Genomic DNA, 20,017 nt, shown 5'->3' on the forward strand with positions numbered 1-20,017 from the left:
GCGCTATTCCTTTTGTATCTGGATTATGGCGCCTTTTGAAGGGGGGATTTTTTGTGATTAAGTCAAAATCCGCGGAAGCTGTACTGAGCTCTCTTTCATGAGGAGATGAGGCAGCCGAATTCCAGAGGAGTTCCAGCCGGTATGAATCATTGAGAGCTAGGTATGGAAGGGGGTAAGTAGAAAATTTTGGAATACTAATCAGTCTTCCTATTGGAACTCAAAGAACTGATTAAGACTGTTTATAGAGCTGGTTTGAAAAAAGGCAGGCAAGGAAATAGAAAACAAATAACTCGGGAAGGGAAGCGGAAATATGCAAGAACGAAAAAGAATTCGTGTCAATGATGAAATGATTAGTTATTTTTTGAGTGAGAAGGCCGTTCATATTGATAATAACGATGCACTAAAACGGGCTATATTAAAGCCTCAAGCAGCCGCTGAAATGGCTCGGGTAATTTTGGATGATCATCAGAAACAGTTTAATCACGAGCTCCCAATCACTTCGACTTCTCTAGCGGCAGAAATTTACGGGCATGTTTTTCCGGAGAAGCTAGCCGAAGCCATAAAGAAAATCCCGATGCCAGATAAATTTGAAGATGTGCTTAATAAAATTATGGAAAAAACTGATGTAATCGATGCAGGACACGAATCGATAGATGGGAATCGGAAAATCTGGGATGCAGTATCTAAGATTATTCCTTTACAATAATACACTTCAAGGAATGTTCATGAAGTGACATCATTCTGCCATATGGCCCCTCCTATTCCTTCAAGAGTAAATTTTTGGAGAACGAAATCCAATCTTCGACAATATGCGTTTATTGTCAATGAGCTTACCGGATGATAGGATTTAATGGAAGAATATAGTAATCGAACAGGAGGGTGTACCGCTTGGATAAATTAGGGAAACTTAAAATTTCAGAAAATCGTGCACGCAGCTATAGGAAATTATCAGAAGCGACACCAGGGGGGATTGTTCCTTATTTATGGCGGGAGCCCAGTGAAACCCAAGAAAATCTTTCCGTGGGAATTCAAATGAATCATAATAAACAAGTTGATCGAATAGATGTTATCTGCAAGAATGATTCTCCCCGCCCTATTTCCTTTAAGGTATTTTTTGTGACAGAGAGGACAAGTCCTGTTTCAGCCTGCTTTTATAGCCCCACTGATGCGCTTGTATATTTCTATGAGGATGACCAGATTGTTCTTTTGAATGGACATGACAGAGCGAGTATATCCATCATGGAACAAAGAAGCAGGAATGCAGTATTTGAAGCGATGCAAAGGGGAACTGTTTTGCCTTCACCGCTAGCGCGCGGCTATGTCATTTGTGCGACTATGTACCAGCGAAATTTGCTTCCTGGAGAGGTTTCCATGCTCTCTAATTGGACTGTTAGAGGGGAAACGAAAGAAGATGCCATGCTTCTTGATTTTCTCATCAAAAATCAGACTAGCATTTATCAATGAAAGGTGGTATTATAGAAAAGTCGTATCAAATGAAGTTATGAATGAACTGGAGGGACTCACATGCGTGTAAACATTACATTAGCTTGCACAGAGTGCGGTGAGCGTAATTATATCAGCACAAAAAATAAACGTAATAACCCTGATCGCCTTGAGCTAAAAAAATACTGCTCAAGAGAAAAGCGTACTACTACGCACCGCGAAACAAAATAAGCAGCAGGAGATTACTCTCCTGTTGCTTTTTTTATATGGAAGATTATGGAAAGATAGCGAGGAAATGGGAATGTCAAAAGGTAGATTACGATCAGAATATCTGCGTCTATTGGATGATTACCCAAAGGAGAAGCGCAGCAAGAATACATACCAGATCACAAATTCTTTGGTCAATCATCCTGTTTGGAAAGAAAAGTACATAATTGCTGTTACACTTGCACGTTATCCTGAGATTGACACGAGTGCAATCATTGAGAGAGCATGGGCGGACGGAAAACAAATCGTCATCCCAAAATGCAAGCCAAAAACACGGGAGATGGATTTTTATCTATATGAGGAAGGAACTGAACTTGAATCGGTCTATCATGGACTGCTTGAGCCAAATCCCGTGAAAGCGAAGAAAAAAAGCGCAGAGAGCATTGATTTGGTCATTGTTCCAGGGCTTGCCTTTACTTCTCGGGGATATCGGCTCGGGTTTGGAGGAGGCTATTATGACCGATTCCTCTCAAGTTATTCAGGCGAGACGCTCTCAATTGCGTTTTCTGAGCAGGTGACCAATCATCTCCCGGTGGAGCCATTTGATGTGCCGGTCAATTATCTTCTGACTGAAAGGGGCATAATGGCTTGTGATTAAAGCACTCATCTATTTCTTAGTCACCTTCGGAGGAGCATTTCTTGCATATAAGGAGAGGGCGCTATCCCGTTCTGGCTCGATTGCGGCATTTTTTGTCGGTTTCACTGTCTTGATTGGTACGGGGTGGCGAGGATTTTTGATTTTGGGTGTGTTTTTTGCCTCCTCGAGCTTCTTCTCCACCTATAAAAAGCAGCTGAAAAAAAAGGCTGAAGAGAAATTGGCTAATACGAGCCGTCGTAATTGGGCACAGGTTGCAGCCAATGGGGGAGCCCCATCTGTCTTTTCCTTGGCGTATGCCTTCACTTCAAATGAAATATTCCTCTATGCTTTTTTCGTTTCCATTGCCGCGGCTGCGGCAGATACTTGGGCTTCAGAGCTGGGTATTTTGAGCAAGGGCAAGCCTATCAAAATTACTACCCTTAAAAAATGTACGCCTGGCACATCTGGTGCAATATCCTTTCTAGGAACGGCAGCTTCAGCTGCCGGAGCGGCACTGATTGCCATGTGTGCTCTTCTTTTGTTTGAATTACCTATGCCAGTCCTTTTGATGATAAGTGTTCTTGGATTCCTTGGTTCACTAGTTGATACCTTGCTCGGTGCATTTGTTCAGGTGGAATATAAATGTTCCGTATGCGGAGTCCGGACAGAGAAAATGGAACACTGTCTCGAGCAAACTATACATGAGAGCGGTGTTTCCTGGTTCAATAATGAGGCTGTCAATATTTCTTCCATTCTGTTTGTCAGCTTTCTTTGTATAATAACTTCACAGTATATCACATAATAAAGAAGCATTATTTGTAATAGTAGAAAAGGTGGTTTATCACATGAGTAAAAAAGATGTTAATCGTGTAGTCCTAGTAGGAACCGGATTTGTAGGAAGCAGCTATGCGTTTGCTATGCTCAATCAAGGTGTGGCTGAAGAGTTTATTATGATTGACTTGAATAGAGATAAAGCAGAAGGAGATGTAATGGACCTTAACCACGGTACTCCATTCGCACCTCACAGAACGAAATATAGACTTGGTGATTATTCTGATTGCAAGGATGCTGATGTGGTAGTCCTTACAGCGGGCGCGAATCAAAAACCTGGCGAAACAAGACTTGATCTTGTTGAGAAAAACATGAAAATCTTCCATGGCATCGTAAAAGAAATCATGGCGAGCGGCTTTGATGGAATCTTTTTAGTAGCTGCGAACCCTGTAGATATTTTAACTTATGCTACTTGGAAATTCTCCGGTCTTCCAAAGCACCGTGTCATCGGTTCCGGTACAATTCTTGATACTGGCCGTGTACGCTTCATGCTTAGTGATTACTTTGAAGTGGACCCTCGTAATGTCCATGCCTATATCATCGGTGAGCATGGGGATACGGAACTACCTGTTTGGAGCCATGCAAACGTAGGCGGCAAGAATATTATGGAATTGATCGAGAGCACTCCAGGAAAATCCATGGAGGACCTTGATGGAATCTTCACAAATGTGCGTGATGCAGCTTACGAAATCATCAATCGTAAAGGAGCTACCTTCTACGGAATTGCGATGGGCCTTGTACGTATCACAAAGGCAATCTTGGACGACGAGAACAGTATTCTAACGGTATCTACATACCTTGATGGAGAATACAAGGAGAAGGATGTCTATGTTGGTGTGCCATCCGTCGTTAACCGTGGCGGTGTTTCTGAGATTCTTGAGCTGAAATTATCTGATGATGAGCAAGCCAAGTTCTCTCATTCCGTCAAGGTACTGAAAGAGACGATGGATCCTGTCCTTGCCAAAATCTTAGCTGAGAATTAATTCTAGAAGCAGCATAAAAGTCCCCCCTGTGACCATACTATGTGGAAACACAGGAGGGATTTTTTTATGAAAAGATTTTTGATTATCTTAAGCATGGCTTCAGTTGGGTATATAGTTTATCAAAAGAGAAAATCCTTTTTCAGAAGCACGATTCTTCGGGATATGCTGCTTGCTGTTATACTTGAGCTTCCCATTTTTAAGAAGCTGGATGAGGATTGGACGCTCGAGAGCCGATAGGAATATTCTTCAGGCGCAAACAATGTTAAAATAAAGAGAAGTTTTCGGGAGAGAGAAAGTAGGGAACGTAATTGAGTTTTAAAGAGGAGTATATATTTTGGTCCTTTATAAATCAGCTCATTAAGCAATACGGTTATCGATTTGTATCTGCATCCGAGGACCAGACGGAAATATGGCTTGCTTCCGATGTGTTAAAGGATACCGATATCATTCGTTTAAAGCTCGGGGATTTGGGTTGGGCAAATAATTTAAAGAAGGATCAGCATATGGCTATTCGCAATGGGGAAAAGGTACGCAGGTTCCTTGGGAAGAAGGCAGCTACGGTCAAGACGATCTATATCAGCGCGTATGCTCCTGTGGATGATTATTCAGAGGCAACGAAACGTTATGAGGAGCCGGAATTTCGTCGTGTCCAGGCAGAATCACTTGTGTTCCAAACATCCGCTTTGCAGGAATCCATGGACAATCTTGACCGGTTCCTTCCTTATGCTTTGGAAGGGTTAAATAAGGATAGCGAGCTGATTAAGGAAGAAGAGATTCAACACTTGAAACAAAGCTCTTTATCCGCCTCCTACCAAAAAGTCAAAAGGGATGAAGCCGTTTTCCAGCAGGGAAAACCCATTCTCACCTATATGCTGATGGCGTTTCAGGTGATTATTTTCTTTATATTAGAAATGAATGGCGGAAGCACCAATACTCAAACCTTAATTGAATTCGGTGCGAAGTACAATCCGCTCATCCTTACAGGGGATTGGTGGCGTTTCTTTACGCCGATTTTTTTGCATATCGGATTCACCCATCTGGCCCTCAATACATTGAGCCTATATTTCGTAGGAATTATCGTTGAGCGCATATATGGCAGCGCCCGTTTCTTTGTTATTTATTTCTTTTCAGGCTTTGCCGGTACGCTCTTGAGTTTTCTGCTTGTTCCTAATATTTCCGCAGGTGCGAGCGGTGCTATTTTCGGACTGCTTGGTGCCCTTTTATACTTCGGGGTTACCTATCCGAATCTATTTTTCCGGACGATGGGCTGGAATGTCATTGTCATCCTCCTCATTAACCTGGTAATCACTTTTTCTGCTGCGGCAATTGATAGTGCCGGTCATATTGGCGGTTTGGTCGGCGGTTTCCTGGCTGCGGCCATTGTCGGACTGCCGAAGGTAAGAAAGCTTGCGTGGCAGCTTGTCTCTATGGTGGTGACTATTGCAGTGACGGCGGGGCTGTTGTTCTATGGATATTCTGCAGAAGCAAACGGCTCTTATGAAACGGATATGGGATTGGCACAGGAGTACATAAGTCAGGAAAAGTATGATAAAGCTTATGAGGCAGTTGAGGAATACCTGGATGGGGATAATTATCCGGAGGCTTACTTTTTTGCAGGTTATCTTGAATTCCGGGAGGGAAATCTCGACCAAGCGGAAAAACATTTTCTTGCGGCTATTGACCAACGCACGGAATTTCCGGAAGCCTATTATGATCTCGGCCTCATCTATTGGCAAAGAAATGAATTGGATCTTGCCGCTGATTATTTGAAGAAGGCGATTGAGCAAGATCCGGATAATGAAAATTTCAAGAAGGTACTTGAGGAAATAAACCAAAGTCGGCCATCATGATGGAAGCCGCTGGTAAAACTCGTGTAAATTGCCTGTCTTATCCTGGATAAGCAGGATTAGACGGTTGCTCTGTTTTTCCCTTAGGATAAGCGGGATGGTGCTGTCAATCGGATCGATGATAGTGCCATCCTGTTTTTTTATGCCGGTAACATAAATGGAGTATAGGGATTCCCATAATTTCTCGATGATTGCCAGCTGTTCGCGGTCCGAATATTCGGATAGCAATAAGTGCTTTTTGGCCGCTAATTCGGTAATGGGCAAGACCATATAATCAGATAAATCTATTTGTGATTTATCAATATATCGATCCAGTACCTTCGTGAGTCTCGAGGTTGCTACTGACCGTAATGTGAAAGCCCAATCCTTTTGCTCCTCTGTCTCAGGAGCCTGAAATGATTTGATGGGGCCAAAACGTGAGGATATCACATAAAGGGATGCATCTGTCGTCTTATACGTGCTCGTTGGGGTATCATCTTCATGTATTTCTCCGTAGTGAATCGTTACTGCCTCAAACAAGGAGGATTCGTGACCCTCGACGGTCAGCGTCTGATTCATCGTAGTCTCGTCTTGCTTCCAGCCCCTTAATAGGTCGATGAGGCGCCCATTTTGAAATAGGAGCGACATGTCTTGGCGCAGATAAGCCGATTGATTCAAAATAGAGCTCACACTTAAAGTAACCCCATACTTATCTTTGTTTTTATCGGGTTCCTTTAATGTTAAGGATGTATTGGCTTCACTGAACTTCGCCTTTTCGTTGAACGGAAAGAACTGGAGTGTCGATTGAACTTTGGCATTCGTATACGTCTTCCATACTACGCCTATGGTAAGGATGATTAGCAGGGCTATACCTGTATGATAAATGGCTTTCTTCAAATGAAGCTCACTCCTTGTTCATTAGTCAAAGTAAAGATATGGTCACTCCTGTGAAATATATGAGCCAGTCCAAGAGGATATGCTTTAGTAAGCCGGGTATCAGTAAAGAAAGAGTATTGAGGGAAGTAAATAAATTCAGCTATACTTAGAGGGTAAACGTCAGGAAGGAAGGAAGTTCAAGATGAAATCCGTTTATGATATCCAGCAATATTTAAAGAGATTTGGGAGCTATATATACTTGGGTGACCGATTGGCTGATCTGGAGATGCTGGAGTTTGAGGTGCGGGAGCTGTATCGCTCACAGCTTATCGAACCAAAAGAGTATCAAACAGCCATTCTGATTTTAAAACGTGAGATTGCACTTGAGAGAGATAAACAAAAGAAAGGGTGAAATAGATGGAGAAACAGGAGTGGCTTTTAGGGATTGATTTAGGTGGTACGACCGTTAAATTAGCTTTTGTAAATAAAGGGGGAGCAATCGTACATAAATGGGAGATTCCTACGAATCTCGTTGATAATGGCATACATATAGTTTCTGAGATTGCTAGCTCCGTTAAGGAAACAATCGGAAAATGGCCGGGAGCAACCCTTATAGCAGCTGGCATGGGCGCACCAGGCCCAGTAGATTTTGAAACGGGCAATATCTATGTTGCCGTAAATATCGGCTGGAGGGATTACCCGCTCAAGTCCAGGCTGGAGGGAGAGCTTGGCATTCCAGTAGTCGTTGATAATGATGCCAATGTGGCATCATACGGAGAATTCTGGAAAGGCTCCGGGGAAGGGACAAACGACCTCGTTTGCATAACGCTTGGAACAGGTGTCGGCGGAGGGATTATTGCCAATCAGGAGCTTGTACATGGGGTTAGCGGCGCTGGCGGAGAGCTTGGTCATATAACGGTTATTCCAGAGGGAGGCGCTCCATGTAATTGCGGAAAGACCGGCTGTATTGAGACAATTGCATCGGCAACAGGTATTGTTAGGCTCTCTTTGGAGGAAATTAATAAGAAGCCAGAATCTATGCTTGCCAACCGTCATCGCGACCAAGGCATGATAACGGCAAAAGACTTGTTCGATTGTGTGAAGGAACAGGATGAAGCGGGAGTGGCCGTCCTTGACAAGGTAGCGAAATATTTGGGACTGACGGCAGCTCATGTTGGCAATAGCATCAACCCGGATAAGATTGTGTTTGGAGGGGGCGTATCGAGGGCAGGTGAAGCGCTTCTCGAACCAGTCAGAGGCTATTTCCGCCAATACGCTTTTGGTCGTGTAGCTGAGTCCACTTCTCTTGAATGCGCCACTTTAGGGAATGATGCAGGAGTGATAGGAGCTGCTGGTTTAGCTTATAAGCAATACGGTAATTAATACTAGTAATTGTCGTTAGATTCTGAAGATTGATGAAATGGATGAAGGGAGGGGAATGATGAGGATGGATAGATTATTTAAGCCGCGCAAGATATCTCTTATTATGCTTGCGATTTTATTGCTTTGGCTGAAAACGTATATCGTCTACAAGACCAGCTTCGATATGAAGATTGAAAATTGGCGGCAGGAATTCATTCTGTTTATCAACCCCCTCAGCTTCCTCATGCTTATCTTTGGGATTGCTCTGTTTTTGAACCGCCGCAGGAATCAATATATCTTGCTGACAAGCTTTCTTTTATCCTTTATCTTATTTGCTAACATCGTATTTTTTCGCTTCTTCAATGACTTTTTAACCCTCCCTGTACTTTTCCAAACAAGCAATATGAGCGATCTCGGTTCAAGTGTCCATGACTTGTTAAATTGGACAGATATTCTCTATTTCCTGGATTTTTTTCTATTGGCAGCGGTTATTAAGCATCGGCCTCCTTTTCTAAAAGAGAATGAGTCATATACGACAGGAAGCAAACGTGTGTATTATTTATTGGCGTTTGCCATCACCTTTTTTAATTTTGCTATTTCTGAAGCAGAGCGTCCGCAGCTGTTAACGAGAACGTTTGACAGGGAAATCCTCGTCAAAAATATCGGGACCTATCAGTACCATATATATGATGTGCTTTTGCAGACAAAATCCTCAGCCCAGCGAGCGTTCGCTGATGGTCGAAAGCTCGTTGATATAGAAAATTATGTGCACTCTAAGCAAACGGAGCCTGATAAAGAGCTTTTTGGCCGCTATAAGGGGAGGAATGTCATCTATATATCGATGGAATCATTGCAGACCTTTCCAATTGGTTCAACCATTAACGGACAAGCTGTAACTCCTTTTCTAAATGACTTCATTAAGGAAAGCTATTATTTTGATAATTTTTATCATCAAACCGGTCAGGGAAAAACCTCCGATGCCGAATTCATTACCGAAAATTCCTTATACCCTATTGGGAGGGGGGCGGTGTATTTCACGAATTCCCAAAACACCTTCAGGGCTACACCAAGGATTTTGAAGAATGAAGGATATTATTCCGCCGTCTTCCATGCAAACGATCGAACCTTCTGGAACCGGGATATCATGTATGATAACTTTGGTTACGATGAGTTCTTTGATGTCTCTTCCTATACGGTCAATGAAGAAAATTCCGTTAATTGGGGACTAAAGGATATCGATTTTTTTAAACAATCTATGCCGATGCTTAAAAGTCTCCCAGAGCCCTTTTATGCTAAATTCATCACGCTGACCAATCATTTTCCATTCACGCTTGATGATGAGGATATGATGGTTGACTTATATGATTCGGACAGCAGAACATTAAACCGTTATTTTCCTGCCGTTCGCTATATGGATGAAGCCCTAAAGCTATTCGTTCAGGATTTGAAGGAATCCGGTTTATATGACAGAACCGTTATTGTCCTATATGGGGACCACTATGGCATATCAGAAAACCATAATGCCGAGATGGCTGAGTATTTAGGAACCGATCTCACCCCTTTCCAATCGACACAATTACAGCGCGTACCGCTGATCATTCACCTGCCGGGCCAAAAGGAGGGGCAGACCATATCAAGTGTTGCCGCCCAAATTGACCTTAGGCCAACAGTTCTGCATCTGCTCGGAATTGATACATCAGACCATATTCAATTCGGTGAGGACCTATTCTCGCCAAGCCGGGAGAATATGGCCATTCTTCGGGATGGAAGCTTTATTACTGATGATATTGTATACACGAAAGAAACCTGCTACAGCAAGGTGACAGAAAACCCGATTGACAATAGCGACTGTGAGCTTTATGCAGAGAAAGCGAAGATGGAGCTTGATTACTCTGACCGAATCATCTATGGCGATCTGCTCCGGTTTTATGATAATGATTAACGAGACTGCCCAATCGGTATGGGGCAGTTTTTTTGTTGTAAAAGGTGGGTCTTTAGTGAATGGTTTTGTTGGAAAAAAATGAAATAATTTTATGTCCAAACTCCTGATTACCTGTTAGGATAAAGAGGAGACTTTTTCATTGTATCTTCTTTTTCCTGCCGGTTATTCATATCATGGTGGAGAAAGGGGAGTGGTGATGTGAAAGTAATTATTAATGAAGAAGAACTATTATCAAGAATTGCTGTGCTGTTTACTCTCCCAATCTCAGTCTTGGTCGAGAGTAACCCGCATATCGCAAGCAATCAGCTATCTCCAGGTGATGAGATTATCATCCCGGGATATTGGACAAGAATGGAACGGATGCCAAAGGAAGAAGTTCTGCCCCCTCTCTATAGAGAGCGTATCCAATTCATTAATCAAAATCAACGAAACCTTCCGGGCAGTATAGTTAAGGTCCCGGTTAAGATAAAGCATCGAATTGTCGATACGGCCGAACCGTATCCCTCAGCCAAATATATGAATGATATTGACGTTTTACAAACGATTTTCCCCTTTATGAAAGTGAACAAAATCGGAAGCTCTGCCCTTGGAAAAGAAATCATGGAGATACGTGTCGGAATCGGGAAAAAGAAGGTTCATATGAACGCCTCTCTTCATGCCAATGAATGGATCACAAGCCTTGTATTAATGGAATGGTTTAATGAATACCTTGTGGCTCTCACGAACGGAATGAGAATAGGGCATTGCAGCGCCCTGGAATTATTTCAAGAATGTGATTTATCGATAGTCGGGATGGCTAACCCTGATGGAGTGGACCTTGTCATTGATGGGCCTCCTAAAGAGATTGCGAGCTCTTGTTTGGATATGAATAATGGGAATGACGATTACCATGGCTGGAAGGCTGATATTACAGGAGTCGACTTAAACCGGCAATTCCCCGCAAATTGGGATAGGATGAAAGAGAGATACCCTGCGGGACCAGGCCCAAGGGATTATCCAGGAGAGAGGCCTCTTACACAGAAAGAAGCGATTGCGCTGGCAGAGCTTGTGAGAAGAGAGGATTTTGATCGGGTGATTGCTTTACATACACAAGGACATGAATTTTACTGGGGGTATAATGGCGATGAGCCGCAGCTGTCTGCTATTATGGCAAGAGAGTTTGCTCAGAAAACCACCTATGCCCCCGTCCAGTATGTAGACAGCCATGCAGGCTTTAAGGATTGGTTCATTCAAGAATACAAGAGACCGGGCTTTACCCTTGAACTCGGCAAGGGGGTCAACCCGCTGCCCTTATCTCAATTCAAAGCTATTTATGAGGAGACGAAGCATTTGTTGAATGCGTCGATGTATTTATAATTAAATTAGAATAGATTAATAAACGGGAGCGAGGAGAGTTCTCTCATTGCTACTAGGTAAATAAATGATATATATATGAGGAGAGGGAAGAGTGAAAGAGGGAAAATATGGACCGTCTTATGACCGAATTATTCGCATTTGTAGCATTATCCTCTTCCTTTTGACAAGTTTTCTGCTAGTTTCCTGTACAAAGGATGAAAAGAATCATATTGATACCGTCGATACTAGGGAGAGGGATAATAAGCCATTAATGAAGGTGACTGAAGAAGAATTAATTGAAACAGCGGGCTGGCTTTCTCAGGATGAGATCCTCACTATAGAGCAAGACGATGAGGGACAAGCCGTATATCTCCATCAATTCAATGAAAAAGAGCCGACTGAGCTTTTTCGTACTTCGGATGCCATTATGTCTGCTGATGCCAGCACAAGTGGCGAGTATGTGGCCATCACGCACTCTAACAAATCCGATTCTGCCACACTGCTTATCATCAGCCGTGACGGTAAGAAGGTGCTGAGCCGAGAGGTTATATCCTCCTATGTGCTGTTTGAGTGGGACAATACGATAGACTATCAGGAGCGGTTGTTAGTGATGGCACTGAAGGAGGATTGGAGCTATGACAGTCTGCTCATCAATGCCGAAACAACAGAAGAAACACAGTTGAGCTTACCAAAACCGTTCATCCAATGGATTGATGACGAATATATTGCCTATATTGGAGATGCCACCGAAACGGGAGAGACTGTTCATCAATATGACTTGGAGATGGAAGAGGATAAGGTCATTCATGAAGATGCGGTGGGGGTCTTTAGCAAATATGGAAAGACAATCATCGCTACGGTGAATGAAGGGAAGTCCTCCATGATACTTAAGGTCTATACAGATGGTGATTTTGGAAGACCAGTACAGGAAATCGAGATACCCGCAATCGCGCATGAAGAGGAATATTTGATGCCTTATATGGATGTGCCAGAGGATAGCGACAGTATCTTTATCCTTGCGCCGCTCACCGGGGAGGCTTCATCACTCTTTGAGCTATTCAAGTGGGATTTACGGTCAAATGAGCGTGAGAGAATAATTGACCGGATTAATAATGAGCCGATTGCATGCAATGCGGACGGAACGTATTGCTTATATGGCCATTTGCTAGATTCTATAATTGATTTAAGAGAAAAGACAATCGAGAAATTTTCACAGGCTGAAATTATGTAAAAGAGGAATCAGACTAAATGTCCGATTCCTCTTTTACGGATTAATGTCCGGTAGGGTAGCCGTTATTCAGTACGGTCATCACGGAGAACCAGCCAAATACAGCTACAGTCCCGAGGGCAAATAAGACGCCGAGAAAGTTCTTGTTTTTAAATGCACTGATCAAGGCGAAGATGCCCAAAATCGCGGCTAAACCAAAGATAATCACTAGTCCCATTTTTTATTTCCCCCTTTGGAAATAATGAAATGCCTGAAATAATTAACAAAAAATAGCATTCTACCATATTTTAATGGTTTTGGTATCATTTGTCGAGAGGTTGCTTGTGTGACTCTGAAAGGCTTTAACGATAGCGGCGGGTTGTGTACAATAGGGAGAAGAGAAATGCATGTATAGGAGGAAAAATATACATTGAAAAAAATATGGAAACGAGTGCCGCTTGGCCCTCTGCAAACAAATTGCTATTTATATGCAAAAGAAAATGGAGAATGCTTGATTTTTGATCCTGGTGAGGAAGCACAGAAGCTAATCGGCATTATCCGCGATAAAGGATGGAAACCGGCAGCAATCTTGCTGACCCATGCCCATTTTGATCATATTGGAGCAGTGGATGCTGTTAGGGAAACCTTTGATATACCTGTATATCTTCATAAGAAAGAAGCGGATTGGCTCAGTAATCCTGCCTTGAATGGTTCGCAATATTTCCAAATGGGGCCGATTCAAGCGAAGGAAGCAGATGAGCTGATTACAGAAGAAGGCATGATGGAAATCGGCGGCTTCACATTTGAGATACTTCACACACCAGGTCATTCACCTGGAAGCATCTCATTTTATGATAGGGATGAGAGAATTGTTTTCTCAGGGGATGCCTTATTCCGCGGAAGCATTGGCCGCACTGACTTGCCAGGCGGCTCTCATGAACAGCTATTGAGCAGCATTAAGACCAAGCTTATGAAGCTGCCATCAGATACGCTTTGTCTCTCGGGTCACGGACCGGAAACAATCCTTGAAGATGAGATGAACCATAACCCATTTTTGCAATAGGATATGAAAATTTATGAGCCCTTTACTAGTAAGGGCTTTTTTATAAAAGACTTGTCATGAGGGGGATACAATGAAGGAGATGATTTTGGAGAAGATTCGGCAGAATCCTGAAGCGTTTATGCCCTATCATCAGTATATTGAATTGGCTCTCTATCATCCCAAAGGGGGATATTATATGCGAGAGCAAACAAAAATTGGGCGTGAGGGTGATTTTTATACAACTCCCGCAATGGCGCCTGTATTTGGAAAATTTCTCGGGAAATGGTTATGCCGCAGCCTGAAGAAGGCAGGGCTTCCGCCAGTCATTTGCGAGCTTGGCGGCGGGGGCGGCCAAATGGCTTTCAATGTGCTAAAGGGCTTTGCCGAGGAAGATAAAGAATTCTCTAGGGGACTCGTATACTATGTTATTGAAGCGAGCCCTTATCATCAAAAGAGCATCAAGCATCTCACCAGTCATGACTCAAGGGTACAGATTCTTTCTGCTCTAGAGTACCTTCCCTCCATTGAAGGCATTATTTTTTCGAACGAGTTCTTTGATGCCTTTCCAGTCGATGTGGCTGTGAAACAGGACGGGGAGTGGAAGGAAGCCGGCATTACCTTTGCCGGTGATGAGTTGAAAGAAACGGTCAGGGATATCAGTGATGTAGCCAGCAGGCAGCTCATCCAAGAATGGGATGTTCCTTCTTATATGAATCGAATCGAGGTTCCGCTTCAAATGATGGAAGCCTATGAGACAATCATTGAAAAACTAAGGCGTGGATATCTGCTAACGATTGATTATGGCATGGATCGAGATGAATGGTTTAGTCCAATCCGGAAAGAAGGGACCCTTAGGGCATACCGAAATCATCAGTTATTAGAATCGATTTTAGACGCTCCTGGAGAGGCGGATATCACGTTTACTGTTCCCTTTGGTCTTTTGAGAGGTCGGGGAGCACAAATGGGCTGCCGCGAAGAGTTTTGGGGCGGCCAGGCGGAATTTCTGATTGAGGGGGGCATCCTAGAAGAGCTCATTCCTCACGCCGATTCAGATCCTTTTTCACAAGCCTCCAAGCATAACCGGCAAATTCGCCAACTGATTATGGGGGAGTCAATCAGTGATTATTTTCGGGTATTGTGGCAGTCCAAGAACATACGATAAATTGAATTCGGGCATTGACTTGTCCTAATTTCTTTTTTAAGATAGGAATGAATATTCATTCCGGAGGAGGTTATCAATGGCTAGTCCAAATAAACGTGAAGATATTTTATCTGCAGCACTCATTCTTTTTTCGGAAAGAGGCTATGACGGAACGACGATTCCGATGATAGCAGAGCGAGCTAATGTCGGCGCTGGTACAATCTACCGTTATTTCGAGAATAAGGAATATATGGTCAATATTCTGTTTCAAGAGTGTTTGCTAGATTTTTCAGAGAGCATGAAAAAAGTTGACCTGACTGCGACTATGAACTTAAAAGAGAAATTTTATTTGCTCTTTAATCAAATGATTACTTTTGCAAAAGCCAAACCTGAACAGCTAAACTTTTTCGATACACACTGTACAGGATATTATTTGGATGATAAGAGTAAAAAGTTGTTGGGTGAATATCTTGATTTTCTAACATCATTTATTGAAGAAGGGAAAAAGTCAGGTGTTATTCAGGATTTACCATCAGATGCATTAATCTCAATCATCTACGGGGCATTCTCTCATTTATTCAAATTAATCCATGCAGGATTAATTGAAGAGAGTCCGCATTTACTGGAAAGTTTGGTGGACTGCTGCTGGAATGCGATTAAAATACATTGAGAGATGAACAGCATGTTATTAGCGGCATAGTCCGCTCACAGCAAGAGGAATGAATGTTCATTCCGTGCATAAAAGGAGAGAACAAAGTGAAAAGATTTGTCAATTGGCGTACGGCTTCAGTTGCATTCTGGACGGCTATTACAATATTACTCTTGGTGATGATGCCAAATTTAGACCAGCTTGTCCGTGATAAAGGCCAAATAACTATACCAGATCATTTTGAAAGTAATATAGCGAATGAAATGATGGATGAAATGGACGGGAACGAGGGTGAACGTTACGAAATTATTGCTGTTTTTAATAGCGGTCATGATAAAGCTCTCTCAAAATCCCAGATAGTTCAGATTGAGCAAGTAATTAACCGGCTCACCCAAAAACACTCTTCATTAGGCATTACAGATATGGTCACGCATATGGACAATGAAGAAGTTGAAGGTCAGCTTGTCTCAGAAGACGGGACAACGATTCTGACGCAAATATACATAAATCAAAATCAAGGAACCATTACAGAAGTAGCTAATCAATTGTATGAAATGATTGAACTTGATGGGGTGGACAGTTACTTAACTGGCAATGAATTGGTCGTTGAGGATTTCATTCAATCGACCCAAGATGGGATTAAGAAAACAGAAGCCATTTCCATTGTATTCATCTTGGTCATTCTGATTCTTGTGTTTAAATCTCCTATCGTGCCAGTGGTCTCCCTGTTATCTGTGGGTGTTTCTTATTTAGTATCCTTAGGCCTTATCTCACAGCTGGTTGACCATTTTGATTATCCTTTCTCAAACTTTACGCAAGTATTTCTGGTCGTTATATTATTTGGGATTGGTACGGATTATAATATCTTGCTTTTTACTCGTTTTAAAGAAGAATTAGGGCAGGGAGGAGATGTTCTCTCTTCTATAAAAAATACCTATAAAACAGCTGGAAGAACCGTCGTCTATAGCGGAATAGCTGTCTTCATCGGGTTTATAGCACTTATATTAGCTGAATTTCAGCTTTATCGTGCAAGTTCAGCAGTCGCCATCGGTGTTCTTGTTCTGGTTCTAGCGCTTGTAACAATGAATCCTTTCTTCATGGCCGTACTTGGAAAGAAAATGTTCTGGCCAAGCAAGCGTTTTGAAGGTCATTCGACGAATAAATTATGGGGTTATTTATCTAGTGTATCTGTATTAAGACCTGTAGTGGCCATTTTGTTTGTCCTGATTTTATCTGTGCCATTTATTTTCAAATACAGCAATGTGCTCAGTTATAACGATTTGCAGGAAGTGGATGATTCCTATGCGTCCAAGCAAGGAATTCAAGTGATTGAGGAGCATTTTGCTCCCGGTTTTTCATCACCTGCTAAATTGATCTTGAACAGTGCTGAAGCGCTTGATAACGCCGAGGCATTGCAGGCAATTGATGAATTAACAGAAACGATTGAGAATGTGGAAGGTATTTCCAAAGTTTATTCAGTAACTCGTCCTGCTGCAGAAAAGATTGATGATCTCTATCTCAATGATCAGACAGATACATTGAATAATGGATTAGGAGAAGCAGATAAGGGTGTTGGAGAAATTAATAATGGATTGTCTTCTGCAGAGGAACAATTGGGGCAGGCAGACTTAGGTGGGCTTTCTAATGTTCAAAGCCTGATTGATGGCACCAACGAGTTAAAGGATGGAGCGTCAGCATTAAACATTGCCGTCAATGACCTCTCGGCAGGTGTAAAAGCTTCTGCTGAAGGAGCCCAAGGGATTGAAGAGGGACTAACTTCGGTGAATGATAATCTTTCTGCCATGTCTGTGGCGATGAGCCAATTAGAGGAAGGATATTCCCAGCTTGAGAATGGCTTAAGCTCATTCACTGCCTATTTTAATAGCATCACTTCAGCGATTGATGGGGCAAAACAAGGGTATGCCCAAATTGAGGCTTCCTTAACTAATTTAATCGGGACGAAACCCGAATTGGCAAGTGAGGCTGATATTCAAACATCTTTAGCCATTGCGAAAGAAGGTCGACAGCAGTTAGAAGAACTGTCCGCTCGTTTAACGGAATTGACGCCACAGTATGAAGCAGCTATGAGCTCATTTGCGGAAGCCAACAGCTCTTTTGCAGAAGTGAACGACGGATTTGCCTTACTGGAAAGCGGCGTTTCTGAATTGCAGAATGGTTCCTCTGAGTTGGCTGCAGGCTTGCAGCAAGCAGCAGATGGGTCTAATCAGTTAGCAGGAAAAACGCCAGAATTAGAAAAGGGGCTTAGCCAAATCAATGATGGTCAAACGCAGCTTCTTTCTGGACTCAACGATTTAACGGGCCAAATGGAAGCATTACAAGACGGCCTTGCTAAGAGTACAAATGGATTAAGTGAAATCAGCAATGGTTTATCAGCGGCAGAGAGTTATTTAAGTGGTCTTAGCCAATCAAACGTATCGGATAAGTTCTTTATTCCAGAGGAAGTTCTTAACGGAGATGAGTTCAAGGAATCCTTGGATATGTACATGTCAGATGATCGCAAAACCATGATGATGAATATCATTTTAGAAGTAAATCCATATTCAAAGGAAGCAATGGATATTATCAAAGAGATGAAAGGAAAAGTGGCGGCAGAGATAGAAACTAGTCATCTATCAGCTGCGGATGTAGCCATCGGAGGAAAAACGTCTCAAAATGTCGACTTGGAGAAAATGGCGGATGGAGATTTCGCACGCACTGCCACTATCATGTTAATCGGTATTGCGATAGTTCTCATGTTCATCACGCGCTCTTTCTGGAATCCAGTGTTTATTGTTGGTATCTTGCTTTTAACGTATTACGTAACGCTTGGAATGAGCGAATGGGTCAGCACAAATGCGCTGGGTGTGAATGAGTTAGGATGGAGTGTGCCATTCTTCAGTTTCATTATGATTGTGTCTCTAGGTGTTGATTATAGTATTTTCATCATGATGCGTTATCGTGAAATGCAATGGAAATCTTCAGAGGCAATCATTGCTGCGGCGAAAAGTATAGGCGGGGTTGTCATTTCGGCAGTAGTAATCCTGGCTGGAACATTCGCTGCTTTAATCCCTTCAGGAGTAATAAGCTTGATGGAAATAGCTATTACCGTGATTATCGGTCTTCTTTTGCTCAGCTTCGTCATGCTGCCCATCCTGCTTCCAGCTTTAATTGGATTAACGGAAAAGTTAAATTATCGCATAACGGAAGAAAAGGAACGATAAGATTGGCATATAATTGCCAATAAAATGAAAAAGGCCCTCGAGATTGAATCTTGAGGGCCTTTTCCTGTCCTTTATTAATGTGCTGCACCAGGAGTCATCATAAACACTGTCCAATAAGTGAATCCTGCAAAGAACACGGTTAAATATGCACCAAATACGTATAAATACATTCTCTCAGATAATTTCAAATACCCCAATATCACAAAGAATACGGTTTGGCCGACGAAAAGAAGTGATGTTGTATACATATCACCTAAATAGAACATCACAGCCATAATTCCAGTCCAAAACCCGCAAACCCTGAACATTCTGTCCATTTGCAAACCTCCCATCCCCTAATAAAGTCCATCAAATACATTATAAGGATATTGTTAAAGATTGTAAACTATCATAATATTCAGGGGATGAATTAACCAGCTAATGAGCCATTTGAACCCGATAAACACAAGCAGGGCATCCGCTGATAATATTGTCCTCGGCATGCAGCTCAATGGACTCGAATAATGCATTGAACATACCGCGGATAAAGGCATGGTGAGCTCCGCATACAGCTTCCTGATGCTCTGAGGCGATTTCTTTGAACGGGCAGTTGAATACCTTGAACTGGACGTTCGCCTGGTGTGCTGGAATCACGAATTCAGGTGAAAAGCCGGCCTTTTCAGAAACCTCCTTCAAAATTGCGAGCTTATGGTCAAATGATAGATTTTTAGGTTCTTCATCAATTTGTTTGGCATATTCATATGCCAGGTCTCTTCCATATTTCTCGCCCGTCTTAAAGAGAGCCTCGCTGCCAGCGTCGCCCATTGACAGCATCGTTTCGATGGCCATTCTGGCAAGTGTTTGATAATCACGATTTGGAAAACTGAGCTCGATGACCTCGTCAGAAAGCCGATATAACCGGGAGGGACGTCCGCCCTTTCCTGTTTTTCGTGTAGCGGAGACTAACATATGCCCTTCCTCGAGCTTTGATAGATGCAGCCGAGCGACATTCGGATGAATATCAAAAACTTCGGCGACCTCTACGACTGATACATCCTTGTGGCGCCTCGTAATATATTGATAAATATAATACCTGGTTGGATCTGATAAGATGTTTGCGACCTTTAATGTTTCTTCCATTCTGTCCACCCCGCAATCCATATTGTTACTTTAATTATAGTACATAGGTGTTTTATGATTTTGACGTATTTTTGGCAATCATGTGACTTTTGCTCATCGTTTCACATATTTCTTTCGGAAAAAATAAATATAAAAAAGAAGGATTCTGCCAAATAATGTCTAATAACTATATACAACAAAAAAGGAGGTGAAAAAA

21 protein-coding genes are annotated in these 20,017 nt (G+C 42.4%); 17 read left to right on the forward strand and 4 right to left on the reverse strand.

Annotation, left to right across the window (positions count from 1 at the left end; all coding sequences use genetic code 11):
* The first annotated feature begins 310 nt into the window (after nt 1–310).
* The 8 genes from CYL18_RS00985 to CYL18_RS01015 all read left to right on the forward strand — a co-directional run bounded on the left by CYL18_RS00985 (nt 311) and on the right by CYL18_RS01015 (nt 5,951).
* The gene (locus tag CYL18_RS00985; RefSeq protein WP_104847603.1) at nt 311–706 is read left to right on the forward strand and encodes a hypothetical protein; all 396 of its coding nucleotides are present in this window, start codon (nt 311–313) and stop codon (nt 704–706) included.
* A gap of 182 nt (nt 707–888) precedes the next feature.
* Nucleotides 889–1,464 carry a hypothetical protein gene (locus CYL18_RS00990; RefSeq protein WP_104847604.1) on the forward strand — a complete coding sequence of 192 codons (576 nt, stop codon included), beginning with the start codon at nt 889–891 and terminating at the stop codon, nt 1,462–1,464.
* 60 nt (nt 1,465–1,524) lie between these two features.
* Entirely contained in the window at nt 1,525–1,674 is a 150-nt protein-coding gene (gene rpmG / locus CYL18_RS00995; RefSeq protein WP_082197029.1) for a 50S ribosomal protein L33, read from the forward strand.
* A gap of 70 nt (nt 1,675–1,744) precedes the next feature.
* Nucleotides 1,745–2,308 (forward strand): 5-formyltetrahydrofolate cyclo-ligase, encoded by a 564-nt coding sequence (locus CYL18_RS01000; RefSeq protein WP_161497049.1) that lies wholly within the window; start codon nt 1,745–1,747, stop codon nt 2,306–2,308.
* On the forward strand, nt 2,301–3,089 hold the full coding sequence (locus CYL18_RS01005) for a DUF92 domain-containing protein (RefSeq protein WP_104847606.1): 789 nt from the start codon (nt 2,301–2,303) through the stop codon (nt 3,087–3,089). Before CYL18_RS01000 ends, CYL18_RS01005 begins: the two co-directional genes overlap by 8 nt.
* Before the next feature lie 43 nt (nt 3,090–3,132).
* On the forward strand, nt 3,133–4,101 hold the full coding sequence (locus CYL18_RS01010; protein WP_104847607.1) for an L-lactate dehydrogenase: 969 nt from the start codon (nt 3,133–3,135) through the stop codon (nt 4,099–4,101).
* Nucleotides 4,102–4,167: 66 nt separating this feature from the next.
* Nucleotides 4,168–4,338, forward strand: coding sequence for a hypothetical protein (locus CYL18_RS19150; protein ID WP_161497050.1), 171 nt, complete (start codon nt 4,168–4,170; stop codon nt 4,336–4,338).
* Nucleotides 4,339–4,409: 71 nt separating this feature from the next.
* Entirely contained in the window at nt 4,410–5,951 is a 1,542-nt protein-coding gene (locus tag CYL18_RS01015) for a rhomboid family intramembrane serine protease (protein ID WP_104847608.1), read from the forward strand.
* Here CYL18_RS01015 and CYL18_RS01020 read toward each other — a convergent pair.
* Nucleotides 5,946–6,824, reverse strand: a complete 879-nt coding sequence (locus CYL18_RS01020) for a hypothetical protein (RefSeq protein WP_104847609.1) — start codon at nt 6,822–6,824, stop codon at nt 5,946–5,948. The genes CYL18_RS01015 and CYL18_RS01020 overlap by 6 nt on opposite strands.
* Before the next feature lie 181 nt (nt 6,825–7,005).
* On the opposite strand from CYL18_RS01020, the gene CYL18_RS01025 reads away from it, so the two are divergent.
* From CYL18_RS01025 to CYL18_RS01045, 5 genes are all read left to right on the forward strand, one after another.
* Nucleotides 7,006–7,215: a YqgQ family protein gene (locus tag CYL18_RS01025; RefSeq protein WP_104847610.1), complete on the forward strand. Its 210-nt coding sequence runs from the start codon at nt 7,006–7,008 to the stop codon at nt 7,213–7,215.
* A 5-nt stretch (nt 7,216–7,220) separates the two neighbouring features.
* On the forward strand, nt 7,221–8,186 hold the full coding sequence (locus CYL18_RS01030; RefSeq protein ID WP_104847611.1) for an ROK family glucokinase: 966 nt from the start codon (nt 7,221–7,223) through the stop codon (nt 8,184–8,186).
* Between the two features lie 55 nt (nt 8,187–8,241).
* Nucleotides 8,242–10,107 (forward strand): LTA synthase family protein, encoded by a 1,866-nt coding sequence (locus tag CYL18_RS01035; protein ID WP_407984488.1) that lies wholly within the window; start codon nt 8,242–8,244, stop codon nt 10,105–10,107.
* A 198-nt stretch (nt 10,108–10,305) separates the two neighbouring features.
* Nucleotides 10,306–11,463, forward strand: coding sequence for a M14 family metallopeptidase (locus tag CYL18_RS01040; RefSeq protein ID WP_146102795.1), 1,158 nt, complete (start codon nt 10,306–10,308; stop codon nt 11,461–11,463).
* A gap of 91 nt (nt 11,464–11,554) precedes the next feature.
* The gene (locus tag CYL18_RS01045; RefSeq protein ID WP_104847612.1) at nt 11,555–12,673 is read left to right on the forward strand and encodes a YqgU-like beta propeller domain-containing protein; all 1,119 of its coding nucleotides are present in this window, start codon (nt 11,555–11,557) and stop codon (nt 12,671–12,673) included.
* 40 nt (nt 12,674–12,713) lie between these two features.
* Here the strand turns inward: CYL18_RS01045 and CYL18_RS01050 are convergent, their stop codons facing one another.
* On the reverse strand, nt 12,714–12,887 hold the full coding sequence (locus CYL18_RS01050; RefSeq protein ID WP_049670147.1) for a DUF2759 domain-containing protein: 174 nt from the start codon (nt 12,885–12,887) through the stop codon (nt 12,714–12,716).
* 192 nt (nt 12,888–13,079) lie between these two features.
* Here CYL18_RS01050 and CYL18_RS01055 point away from each other — a divergent pair, with 192 nt between their 5' ends.
* From CYL18_RS01055 to CYL18_RS01070, 4 genes are all read left to right on the forward strand, one after another.
* The gene (locus CYL18_RS01055) at nt 13,080–13,712 is read left to right on the forward strand and encodes an MBL fold metallo-hydrolase (protein WP_104847613.1); all 633 of its coding nucleotides are present in this window, start codon (nt 13,080–13,082) and stop codon (nt 13,710–13,712) included.
* A gap of 70 nt (nt 13,713–13,782) precedes the next feature.
* A complete protein-coding gene (locus tag CYL18_RS01060; protein ID WP_104847614.1) occupies nt 13,783–14,853 on the forward strand; it encodes a class I SAM-dependent methyltransferase in 1,071 nt (356 codons plus the stop codon).
* A 76-nt stretch (nt 14,854–14,929) separates the two neighbouring features.
* Nucleotides 14,930–15,502, forward strand: coding sequence for a TetR/AcrR family transcriptional regulator (locus CYL18_RS01065; protein WP_104847615.1), 573 nt, complete (start codon nt 14,930–14,932; stop codon nt 15,500–15,502).
* Nucleotides 15,503–15,588: 86 nt separating this feature from the next.
* Nucleotides 15,589–18,702, forward strand: a complete 3,114-nt coding sequence (locus tag CYL18_RS01070; RefSeq protein WP_146102796.1) for an MMPL family transporter — start codon at nt 15,589–15,591, stop codon at nt 18,700–18,702.
* Between the two features lie 74 nt (nt 18,703–18,776).
* On the opposite strand, the gene CYL18_RS01075 is transcribed toward CYL18_RS01070, so the two are convergent.
* Together CYL18_RS01075 and CYL18_RS01080 are read right to left on the reverse strand one after the other, a co-directional pair.
* On the reverse strand, nt 18,777–19,019 hold the full coding sequence (locus tag CYL18_RS01075) for a DUF2626 domain-containing protein (RefSeq protein ID WP_104847617.1): 243 nt from the start codon (nt 19,017–19,019) through the stop codon (nt 18,777–18,779).
* A gap of 100 nt (nt 19,020–19,119) precedes the next feature.
* Nucleotides 19,120–19,821 carry a helix-turn-helix transcriptional regulator gene (locus CYL18_RS01080; RefSeq protein ID WP_104847618.1) on the reverse strand — a complete coding sequence of 234 codons (702 nt, stop codon included), beginning with the start codon at nt 19,819–19,821 and terminating at the stop codon, nt 19,120–19,122.
* Nucleotides 19,822–20,017: the final 196 nt, after the last annotated feature.

It is taken from the genome of Pradoshia eiseniae (assembly GCF_002946355.1).
GTDB lineage: Bacteria > Bacillota > Bacilli > Bacillales > Pradoshiaceae > Pradoshia > Pradoshia eiseniae.

Coding starts and splice junctions, on each gene's coding strand:
- CYL18_RS00985 (WP_104847603.1), top strand. CDS start 311: ATGCAAGAACGAAAAAGAATTCGTGTCAATGATGAAATGATTAGTTAT.
- rpmG (WP_082197029.1), top strand. CDS start 1,525: ATGCGTGTAAACATTACATTAGCTTGCACAGAGTGCGGTGAGCGTAAT.
- CYL18_RS01000 (WP_161497049.1), top strand. CDS start 1,745: ATGTCAAAAGGTAGATTACGATCAGAATATCTGCGTCTATTGGATGAT.
- CYL18_RS01010 (WP_104847607.1), top strand. CDS start 3,133: ATGAGTAAAAAAGATGTTAATCGTGTAGTCCTAGTAGGAACCGGATTT.
- CYL18_RS19150 (WP_161497050.1), top strand. CDS start 4,168: ATGAAAAGATTTTTGATTATCTTAAGCATGGCTTCAGTTGGGTATATA.
- CYL18_RS01025 (WP_104847610.1), top strand. CDS start 7,006: ATGAAATCCGTTTATGATATCCAGCAATATTTAAAGAGATTTGGGAGC.
- CYL18_RS01030 (WP_104847611.1), top strand. CDS start 7,221: ATGGAGAAACAGGAGTGGCTTTTAGGGATTGATTTAGGTGGTACGACC.
- CYL18_RS01035 (WP_407984488.1), top strand. CDS start 8,242: ATGATGAGGATGGATAGATTATTTAAGCCGCGCAAGATATCTCTTATT.
- CYL18_RS01050 (WP_049670147.1), bottom strand. CDS start 12,887: ATGGGACTAGTGATTATCTTTGGTTTAGCCGCGATTTTGGGCATCTTC.
- CYL18_RS01060 (WP_104847614.1), top strand. CDS start 13,783: ATGAAGGAGATGATTTTGGAGAAGATTCGGCAGAATCCTGAAGCGTTT.
- CYL18_RS01065 (WP_104847615.1), top strand. CDS start 14,930: ATGGCTAGTCCAAATAAACGTGAAGATATTTTATCTGCAGCACTCATT.
- CYL18_RS01075 (WP_104847617.1), bottom strand. CDS start 19,019: ATGGACAGAATGTTCAGGGTTTGCGGGTTTTGGACTGGAATTATGGCT.
- CYL18_RS01080 (WP_104847618.1), bottom strand. CDS start 19,821: ATGGAAGAAACATTAAAGGTCGCAAACATCTTATCAGATCCAACCAGG.